This window comes from Bradyrhizobium sp. Tv2a-2 (assembly GCF_000472425.1).
Taxonomy (GTDB): Bacteria; Pseudomonadota; Alphaproteobacteria; order Rhizobiales; family Xanthobacteraceae; genus Bradyrhizobium.
On record NZ_AXAI01000001.1, the window covers coordinates 721,217 to 730,133 of the forward strand.

General features: G+C 61.5%; 8 protein-coding genes and 2 pseudogenes. 7 read left to right on the forward strand and 3 right to left on the reverse strand.

The genetic code is table 11. From position 1 onward, the window contains the following. Positions 1–23 precede the first annotated feature (23 nt). The gene (locus A3AI_RS0103465; protein WP_024514240.1) at positions 24–1,457 is read right to left on the reverse strand and encodes an aspartate aminotransferase family protein; all 1,434 of its coding nucleotides are present in this window, start codon (positions 1,455–1,457) and stop codon (positions 24–26) included. 1,035 nt (positions 1,458–2,492) lie between these two features. Here A3AI_RS0103465 and A3AI_RS0103475 point away from each other — a divergent pair. Further along, positions 2,493–4,190 (forward strand): SulP family inorganic anion transporter, encoded by a 1,698-nt coding sequence (locus A3AI_RS0103475; protein WP_245286822.1) that lies wholly within the window; start codon positions 2,493–2,495, stop codon positions 4,188–4,190. A 197-nt stretch (positions 4,191–4,387) separates the two neighbouring features. Here A3AI_RS0103475 and A3AI_RS0103480 read toward each other — a convergent pair whose 3' ends face one another. Next, a complete protein-coding gene (locus tag A3AI_RS0103480; RefSeq protein WP_024514243.1) occupies positions 4,388–5,293 on the reverse strand; it encodes a LysR family transcriptional regulator in 906 nt (301 codons plus the stop codon). A gap of 113 nt (positions 5,294–5,406) precedes the next feature. On the opposite strand from A3AI_RS0103480, the gene A3AI_RS0103485 reads away from it, so the two are divergent. The 6 genes and pseudogenes from A3AI_RS0103485 to A3AI_RS0103505 all read left to right on the forward strand — a co-directional run bounded on the left by A3AI_RS0103485 (position 5,407) and on the right by A3AI_RS0103505 (position 8,423). Further along, positions 5,407–6,303: a sterol desaturase family protein gene (locus A3AI_RS0103485; protein WP_024514244.1), complete on the forward strand. Its 897-nt coding sequence runs from the start codon at positions 5,407–5,409 to the stop codon at positions 6,301–6,303. Beyond that, entirely contained in the window at positions 6,300–6,470 is a 171-nt protein-coding gene (locus A3AI_RS47190; protein ID WP_156927608.1) for a hypothetical protein, read from the forward strand. Before A3AI_RS0103485 ends, A3AI_RS47190 begins: the two co-directional genes overlap by 4 nt. A gap of 9 nt (positions 6,471–6,479) precedes the next feature. Further along, positions 6,480–6,677: a (2Fe-2S)-binding protein gene (locus tag A3AI_RS42075; protein WP_036047306.1), complete on the forward strand. Its 198-nt coding sequence runs from the start codon at positions 6,480–6,482 to the stop codon at positions 6,675–6,677. A gap of 84 nt (positions 6,678–6,761) precedes the next feature. Beyond that, on the forward strand, positions 6,762–6,887 hold the full coding sequence (locus A3AI_RS49875; RefSeq protein ID WP_283807194.1) for a hypothetical protein: 126 nt from the start codon (positions 6,762–6,764) through the stop codon (positions 6,885–6,887). Between the two features lie 193 nt (positions 6,888–7,080). Continuing rightward, positions 7,081–7,212, forward strand: a pseudogene (locus tag A3AI_RS47195) (SDR family oxidoreductase); the annotation flags it as partial. A 371-nt stretch (positions 7,213–7,583) separates the two neighbouring features. After that, the gene (locus A3AI_RS0103505) at positions 7,584–8,423 is read left to right on the forward strand and encodes a DUF1194 domain-containing protein (RefSeq protein WP_024514245.1); all 840 of its coding nucleotides are present in this window, start codon (positions 7,584–7,586) and stop codon (positions 8,421–8,423) included. A gap of 200 nt (positions 8,424–8,623) precedes the next feature. Here the strand turns inward: A3AI_RS0103505 and A3AI_RS42080 are convergent. Next, positions 8,624–8,848: pseudogene (locus A3AI_RS42080) on the reverse strand (IS30 family transposase); the annotation flags it as partial. Positions 8,849–8,917 lie beyond the last annotated feature (69 nt).

Below are 8,917 nucleotides of genomic sequence, written 5' to 3' on the forward strand. Positions count from 1 at the left end.
TCGCCAGTCGGCGGAAGGCTATCTCACACCGCGGCCTGCTTCACGGCGCCTCCGACCAGCCCGCGGCGCATGGCTTCGGCATATCCATCGTCCAGGGCGGCCGACAGCGCGTCCATCAACTCGTCGATCTCCGCTTTGGTAATGATCAGCGGCGGACAGACGTAGACCGCATCCGGGGCGGCGCGAAGCAGAACACCGCGATCCATAGCGCTCTGCTGGATCAGCGGCCCAATGCCGGCAGCAGGAGGCAGAGGTGTGCGACTCGCCTTGTCCGCGACGATGTGAACCGCGCCGATCAGTCCGACACCGCGCGCTTCGCCGACGAGCGGATGGTCGGCCAACGCTTGCAGCTTTTCCTGCAGATAGGGGGCCACCTTCCTGACCTCCGCGAGAATGTCGCGCTCGGCGTAGATCTTCAGCGTCTCGACGGCCACCGCGGCGGATACCGGATGTCCGGCATAGGTAAAGCCGTGCGCGAAGTTTCCGAGCTTGCCGGAATGTGCCGTGATGGCCTCGGCAATCTTCTCACTGATGATCGTGGCCGAGATCGGCAGATAGGCGGAAGACAGCGCCTTCGCCACAGTCATGATATCGGGCTCGATGCCGAACGTTTCGCAGCCGAACATGTTTCCGGTGCGGCCAAACCCGCAGATCACCTCGTCGGCGATGAACAAGATGTCGTAGCGTCGCAACACCTCCTGCACCCGGGGAAAGTAGTCGCGCGGCGGCACGATCACGCCGCCCGCCCCGTTCACCGGCTCTGCGATGAACGCTGCGATGGTGTCAGGCCCTTCCCGAATGATCATCTGTTCGAGATTGCCGACGAGACGATCGACGAAGGCCCGCTCGCTCTCGCCCGGCAGGCCGAAGAGATAATGGCTCGGACAGTCGGTCCGGAGCACGCCCCCGACCGGCAGATCAAAATCATTGTGGTTGGGCGCGAGGCCCGTCATGCTTCCGGAAAACACGGTGATGCCGTGATAGGCGCGCACGCGGCTGATGATCTTCTTCTTGCGCGGGCGTCCGATCGCGTTGTTGTAGAACCACACGATCTTTGCGGCCTGATCGTTGGCTTCCGAACCCGAATTCGCAAACAGGACCTTGCCAAGCCCCTTATCGAGCCCCTTACCAAGCCCCTTGGGAGCGATCTTCAGCAACGCTTCCGCGAGCTCGATCATCGGCTCGTTCGCTCGGCCGTTGAAGATGTGATAGGTCGGAAGCTTCTCCATCTGGCGCATCGCCGCCTCGACAAGCCGCTTCTCGCCGAAGCCGAGCGAGGTGCTCCAAAGCCCGGCCATCCCCTCCAGATATTTCTTGCCGCTATCGTCGTAGACATAGACTCCCTCACCCCGCGTAATCACGGTCGGACCGACCACCTTGTGCTGCTCGAGGTTGGTGTAGGGGTGAATGACCGTCGCGACATCGCGGCCTGCGAGGGAATTCGGCTGAGAGACCATGGATATCTCCGGAAATCGGCGGCGGGGAGTGGCGATCTTGCCCCACGGCTGCGGCAAGAACAAATTCAAATTGTCCAATGAATCCATGGCGAGGCGGCGCGATCCGGACAACGGCCTCTCGTCTCCGCTTCAGCTGGTGTTTTTGTGCAGAAGGCACCAACGCCCGTCCCAGCCGGGCAAGACGGCGGGCCGATCTCGTCTGCAAATAGGACCGGCGCCGGAAGTAAGGGAGCAGCGTGAGCATGGCGCTCCCAAGGGGAGAGCGTCAATCTAGCAAAAACAAACACTTAGCCGGCGGTTTGGGGAAATCCCGCTGCATTGAATTTCAAGGCTTTTCCGCGCTCGACCCCAAACCGAAATTCGAACCTCTCCACCATTCCGTCTATGAGGGGCGCGAGAGGTTGGGCCTGCCCCGATAGCTCGCACGGACATTGCCTCGCTCCATCGATGTAATGATCCAGTTGCGCCAAGTTGCGCTCCAATCGCGCTTTGCGGCGCCAGCGCCTGGCGGTCCAGTAGTTCTCGGCAAATACGCGTCGTTCCGGCATTAGCGGCCCTGGAACCGATTTCACTTCCCGACGTGCGGCGACTGGATCAGACGCCATCCTGGCCGGCATGGGTCGCCTTCGCAACAAACCTTCACCACCGAGCAATCGAACAGAACTTCACATGAGCTTCATTATATCTTGCGTCCGCTGCAACCTGGCCAAGCAGGCGGGTGGTTAAAAGTCTGGATCCCGCGAGACCGAACCGGCGGTTTAGCCATACACCCCATCAAATTGCTCGGTTGAGCAGCTAAGATGTCGTCTCTTGAGCGTCGGTATGTCTTCGGCGAACAAGAGTTAAATTGACGCAGCAGCATTGGTCGAGTGCAGTCTTCTGTCCGGCCTGTTGATGCAGTGAGTTGGGACTGCTGGCCCTGATGGAGTCCGCGAACAAGGTCCCATTCTGCTCGTCAGGCTATGACGCCTTACATTGGCTGGGTTGTCCCTGTTGGGATAGGTGGATGGCAGGAGCCAAATGATGCGATTGAACATGCTTGGCGGGCTTCTTCCGTTCAAGCCTCGCGAGGCGTTAAAGGACGCTTTCGCGGGCGTGACGCTTGCGTCGATGAACATTCCGCAGGTGCTCGGCTACACCCGCATCGCCGGCACTCCCGTCGTCACTGGCCTCTACACGGTTCTGCTGCCGTTGGTCGCCTTCGCGGTCCTCGGCTCCTCTCGCCATCTTGTCGTGGCGGCGGATTCCGCTACCGCGGCGATATTTTCCAGCTCGCTCTCCCGCATGGCGCCGCTCGCCAGCGAGAAATATATGGCACTGGTGGGCATGCTGACGCTGCTGACAGCGGGCCTCTTGCTTCTGGCGCGGGTCTTCAAGTTGGGCTTCCTCGCCGATTTCCTATCGCGCACGGTCCTAGTCGGGTTTCTGACCGGCGTCGGGATTCAGGTCGGCATCGCGATGCTCGGCGGCATGCTCGGCATCAACATCATTTCGCACCGCACGCTTGGGCAGCTCTGGGAGGTCGTGCGCGGGGCGCCGGCGCTTAGCCCGCAGACGACAGCCCTGTCGATCTTCGTCGTGGCGAGCATCCTCCTCGGCCGCCGTTTCGCGCCGCGATTTCCGGCTTCGCTGGTGGTTGTTGTCGGGACGATTGTCGCTAGCGCATGGTTTCACCTGTCGAAACACGGCTTCGCCGTAATCGGCCCGGTCCCCGGTGGATTGCCATCGCTCAAGTGGCCGGACGCGAACTGGCGCGAGACTCTGGATCTGCTGCCGGTCGCCGGGTCATGCTTCGTCATGATAATCGCGCAAAGCGCGGCGACCTCGCGCGTGTACGCGACGATCTTCAAAGAACGCGTCGACGAAGACGCAGACATTCTGGGCATAGCGGCCGCCAACGCCGCAGCGGCGATCAGCGGAGCCTTCGTCGTCAACGGCAGCCCGACCCAGACGGCAATGGCGGATCAGGCGGGCGCGCGCAGCCAGGTCGCGCAACTTGCCTTCGCCGCCGTCGTGCTTGTTGTGCTCTTGTTTCTGACCGGCCCGTTGCAGTACCTGCCGCACTGCGTGTTGGCGAGCATCGTGTTCACGATCGCGATCGGCATGGTCAATGTTCAGGGCCTCAGCGACATCCGGCGCCAAAGCCCGGGTGAATTCCTGCTGGCGCTTTTCACCGCAACGGCTGTGCCGGCGATCGGCGTCGAACAGGGCATTCTTCTCGCGATCGCTCTCTCGCTTGTCCAACACGTCCGCCACAGCTACCAGCCGCATACGATGGTGCTCGCGCCGGGCGTGACAGGCCGGTGGGAGCCGGCGCCGGCCGCGCCTGGTTCACAGACCGAACCGGGACTCATCATCTATCGGTTCGGCGCAGACCTGTTCTACGCCAACGCCGATCGCTTCGCCGACGAGGTGCGCTCTCTCGTCGACAAGGCACCCGCGTCAGTCCGGTGGTTCGTGCTCGACGCCGGCACGGTGACCGACCTTGACTACTCCGCCGCTCAGACTGTCCGCGACTTGATCGGCGAACTCACGGCCAAGAACGTTGCCGTCATCTTTGCGCGCGTGAACACCTATCTACGCGCGGATCTCGACAGGCACGGCATAAGCGCGAAGCTTGGAGAAGTGAAGATCTTCGCGACGCTTCACGAGGCGATCGAGGCGACGCGCCCCGGTGGGCCTCTGGCTGGGCAGGATGCGTCGAAAGCGCCTGTCATGCGCGACGACGGCTAAGGCAGTGAAAAGCATGAAGTGCGCCGTGTTTCGGGCAGCACGATACGCACGCCAGCGAACTGGCTACTGAAGGTCGTCGCGATTTCCGAACATGCTGATGAGATATAATACAACCGACGACGGGGTCGGCTTCGGTAAGAAAGCAGTCGTCGTATGAAGAGGTCGGCATTCCGCACCGGACCATGCGTCGGGTGCGCCTACACGTTGATCTCGCCCGCGGCCCGCACAATCGCCGCAATGGCTGCCTTGGCTGCCGGCGACGAGGTTCTCCCTCGCAAGCGTACGATGCCCGTGCTCGAGGGCGGCGACAGCCAGCCCTGCACGACAAGCCGGACGAGCGCGCCGGATTTCAGCTCCTCCCGTACCGCCGCGTCCGTCGCACCCAGAACGGTATCCGTGGTGAGCGCGACCGTCTTGAGCATGCCGTAGTTGTCGCACTCCAGCGCAATGGTTGCCTCCTGGCCCTCGGGCAGGCCCAGCAGCGCGGCCAGTTCAACCGTTGAGGGGCTCAGCAACGTAGGTGCCGCAAGACCGTACGCCCAGACTTCCGGCAGAGTGTGCTCGCGCCCGGCCAGCGGATGGCCCGCCCGCACATACAGGTTGGCCGGCTGCCCCCCGATCAGCTGGATGTCCAGCGCGGCATCCCTGGGCATATCGCGCACATCGGCCGCAAAGAACTCGATGTTCTCGGCACGCAGGCTCTCGAGCAACTGCGCCCAGTTGCCGACCTCCATGCGCAGCGCCATCTGCGGGTGCTGGCGGCGCAGCGCCACAAGCGCGCGTGGCATCAGGGTGGCCGTCAACAGCGGCCCGACACCGAAGGCGGTGTCGCCGAGCCGGCTGTCGCGGTAAAGATCCACGTCGCGCTGCAGGCAACGTGCCTCGAACAGCAGCTTGCGCGCCCGCGCAATGACGAATTCGCCGGCCGGGGTGGGGCGCACATCACCAACGTCGCGGTCAAACAGCCGGATACCCAGCTCGTTCTCGATGGCCTGGATGCTGCGGCTGAAGGCCGGCTGGCTCAGATGGGCGGCTTCGGCGGCACGGGCGAAGTGCAGAGTGTCGGCGAGAGCGACGACGTGGTTCAGGCGGCGCAGATTCATGCCATTACCTTCCATGCATCAAACCAATGAATATTATGCATTGGACGCATCACGGTGGCACCGTTAAGACCGTTTCACAATCCAAAACATGAGAGCGGTAGGAGACGCGGCATATGAGCTCGCAACTGCAATACCTCCTGATCGGCGCCTGCATCCTGGGCTTTGCCGCCATGGAGTTCATCACCCGGCGCTACCAGGCCACCGTGCGCGACCACGCGACAGCCAACGACACCTGGCTGGAGGTGCTGATGTTCGTCAGCCTGATCGCCATCACCCAGCCGATCGCACTGCTGGGCAGCAACGCGCTGTGCAACTGGCTCATACCCGCGCAGCACAATGCCTGGGCCAACCTGCCGTGGTGGGCCATGGCCGGCCTGCTGCTGATCGGCGATGACCTTACGCAGTACCTCTGGCACCGCGCCTCGCACACGCCGCTGCTGTGGCCGCTGCACCGCGCGCACCACAGCGCGGCCTACATGAGCGTGCGCATTACCTACCGCAACAACTTCTTCTATTACCTGATGATGCCCGGCCTGTGGATCGGTGGCGTGGCGGTGTACCTTGGTTTCGGCCCGATTTACGCGGCGTACCTGGTGATCAAGCTGGCGGTCATTCTGGGCGCGCACTGCGCCTGGGCGTGGGACGCGCCGCTGTACCGCATCCGCGCGCTGCATCCCCTGATGTGGGTGCTGGAGCGCACCATCTCCACGCCGGCCACGCACTGGGCGCACCACGCGCTCACCAACGAAGATGGCATTGGCCACTACAAGGGCAACTTCGGCAACCTGCTGTTCTTCTGGGACGTGCTGTTCGGCACCGCGCATATCACACGCAAGTATCCGGCCAAGATCGGCCTGCAGGACGACATCCTGTTTGGCCCGGAGCGCTGGACGACGCAGATGTTCTACCCGCTGGTCCACTCCAAGCGCGAGCATTCGGCGCTGCGCTCCGGCGGCTATGGCTTCACCGAAGCCGACCAACAGACCGAAGGTAAACAGGAGGCCGCATGAACGACCGCGCCAGCTTCGACGTGCTCGTTGCCCCCTGTGTGAGTGGGGTAATCGAGGCGCAGCGGCAGGCGTATGCTGGGATGACCCGAATGGAAACTATCATGCTTGCGGCTGGGTGGAACATCGCGCTTGTGGCGGTCTTCATCCGACTCATTGGTATTGGTTAGGAGAAGGCGATGATCGTCTGTTCTTGCAATGTGTTCAGCGACCATCAGGTGCGGTCATTGGTCGCAAAAGAGGAGCGACGGCACCGTATGAGCGAGGTGTATGCCTGCCTCGGATGCAGCGCCCAGTGCGGCCGCTGCGCTCACGCTATCAAGCGCATCATGGATGAAAGGGCCGGCCCCGTTCATGCGAACGCAAGCATGCACTAACTTGGAGTTGATACAGTCACGGTAACGCGCGCGCCTCGTTATTTCGTTGGGAGGAAACGCGAAAACCAAGAGGAAGGGAACATCATGAACGTGCCCGTCAATTCCCGTTCGATCGACATTCCTACTGAATTTCAGTCCTGCTTCGACAGGCAGCGTGCGGCCTATCCGGCGGCGCCGGAGCCATCCTATGCCCAGCGCATTGCTGATTGAGATCGCTGACGCGTCTCCTGAAAGACAACAAGGACGATTTGGTCGCAGCGATCAACGCCGACTACGGCAACCGGTCCGAATTCGAGACTTTGTTTGCCGAATATTTCGTTGTCCTGGAGACCGTTGCGGACGCAGTCAAACGTTTGAAGAAGTGGATGAAGCCGCAGCGCAGACACGTCGACTTCATGACCTATCCAGCATGCCGAAGGCCGATCCCGCCAAGTGGGTCGCGCCGAAGGAACTCGCCGATGTTATCCTTTTCCTGGCAAGCGACGCCGCCAGTGCCGTCACCGGCGCGCCGCTGCCGGTCAACGGACGGGTCTGACGCGCTTACGCCGCTACCAGCTTCCGAAGCACGCCCGAAACCGAATGCTCCGCTTGCCTGCCAGCGCGGCGGCCCCGGTTCATACGCAAAGAATTCGCCGGAAAACAAACAAAAACCCACTTGGCCGAGATGCGCCGAATGTAGCCAAGCGTTGCGTCGCAAGTCCGCGAGTTGTCCTATATTCATTCTCACGACGTCCCGTCGCTAGGTGGTCTCGCCTGAAGGCCGGGCATTCTCTAGGCACCGGCGGCTGACTTCGAGCTGAAGCGTCCGCAGCTGGATCGCTGCGAATGTGAACGACAACGCCTGTTTCCCCTTTTCGGGGCGCGTTTTAGATGTCACCATGCTCTTGAAAAGACGAGAGGGCCGCCATGCGCTGGTGTGTCTCGGTCGGGGCGGTGCTTGTTGCGGGAACGATAGTCGGAGGCGACGTCGCTGGTATTGCTGCGCCGACCCCGAAATCTCGATTCGCGGACACCAAACACATCGTACCATCCGTCAATCTCGAGCTCGTTGTCGCCGTCGACGTCTCATATTCGATGGATATGGACGAACTTGCCATTCAGCGGGAGGGCTATGCACAGGCCATTGTATCGAAAGACTTCCTTCAGGCGCTGGGGGCTGTCCCGGGAAGCAAGGTGGCCGTGACCTATTTCGAGTGGTCGATGTCGGGCGACGAGAAGATCATCATTCCGTGGCGTGTGATCGACGGGCCCGAATCGGCGGATGCCGTGGCCGCCGAGATCATGAAAACGCCGGTTCGCCGAGGTTCGAGTACCTCGATTTCCGGCGCGATTAATTTCGCAGTGCAGCTGTTCGAAGAGAACCCCTATCGCGGGCTGCGGCGCGTCATCGATATTTCCGGCGATGGGCCAAATAATGACGGAGCCCCCGTAACTGGTGCCCGCGACGCCGCGCTGGAGAAGGGCATCATCATCAACGGCCTTCCGATCATGGTCAAGGAGCCATCTCTTTTGACGACCGATATTGAGAATCTCGATCTCTATTACGAAGACTGCGTGATCGGAGGGCCGGGCGCCTTTATCATGACGATCAAAGATCGAGAAAAATTCCAGGAAGCGATCCGGACCAAGCTCGTTCACGAAGTTGCGGGCCCCAAGTCGGAGAGCGAGATCGTCCCAGCTGCCGAGAAAGAGCCCCGGGTGCCCTGTCTTATTGGCGAAAAAAAGTCGCGGGAGCGCGGCCGATAGTGAGGCAACCACTTATGGCCACCGGACTTATAGGTAGCGTTGGTCGTGGCCAGGGCCCACGTGCCGATACATCGGGGCGCTGACGTCGGTTCATGGCCGCTCATGAGAGACAATTTGCGATGTTGCTGAGATGTCCCCTGTTCGTCGGTACAGCGGAAGCCGTGTACGCGCCGCCAAACCGACGCGATTGACCGGCGGGTTCAACTGATCGCCGCAACACATTCTGCGAACTTCTCAGCTGGGGTTTGAAAGAGCAAGGTCTTTCGTGGCCTTTCATTGAGCTGCTTGGCGATCGCGCTGAGCTTGGCCTGGCTGTACAATGACAGATCGATGCCACGCGGAAGATACTGGCGCAGCAATCTGTTGGTATTTTCGTTTGACCCGCGCTGCCAGGGACAGCGAGGGTCGCAGAAATAGACATCGATCTTGGAAGACTTTTATTTGGGAGGAGCGAAGTGAAGCAAAGGCACATACTCGCCACCATAATCTTCGGC

Bases quoted from the DNA above. Each gene is read 5' to 3' on its own strand.
- A3AI_RS47190 (WP_156927608.1), top strand. From the start codon at position 6,300: ATGAACGACCGCGCCAGCTTCGACGTGCTCGTTGCCCCCTGTGTGAGT.
- A3AI_RS0103480 (WP_024514243.1), bottom strand. From the start codon at position 5,293: ATGAATCTGCGCCGCCTGAACCACGTCGTCGCTCTCGCCGACACTCTG.
- A3AI_RS0103465 (WP_024514240.1), bottom strand. From the start codon at position 1,457: ATGGTCTCTCAGCCGAATTCCCTCGCAGGCCGCGATGTCGCGACGGTC.
- A3AI_RS0103485 (WP_024514244.1), top strand. From the start codon at position 5,407: ATGAGCTCGCAACTGCAATACCTCCTGATCGGCGCCTGCATCCTGGGC.
- A3AI_RS0103475 (WP_245286822.1), top strand. From the start codon at position 2,493: ATGCTTGGCGGGCTTCTTCCGTTCAAGCCTCGCGAGGCGTTAAAGGAC.
- A3AI_RS49875 (WP_283807194.1), top strand. From the start codon at position 6,762: ATGAACGTGCCCGTCAATTCCCGTTCGATCGACATTCCTACTGAATTT.
- A3AI_RS0103505 (WP_024514245.1), top strand. From the start codon at position 7,584: ATGCGCTGGTGTGTCTCGGTCGGGGCGGTGCTTGTTGCGGGAACGATA.
- A3AI_RS42075 (WP_036047306.1), top strand. From the start codon at position 6,480: ATGATCGTCTGTTCTTGCAATGTGTTCAGCGACCATCAGGTGCGGTCA.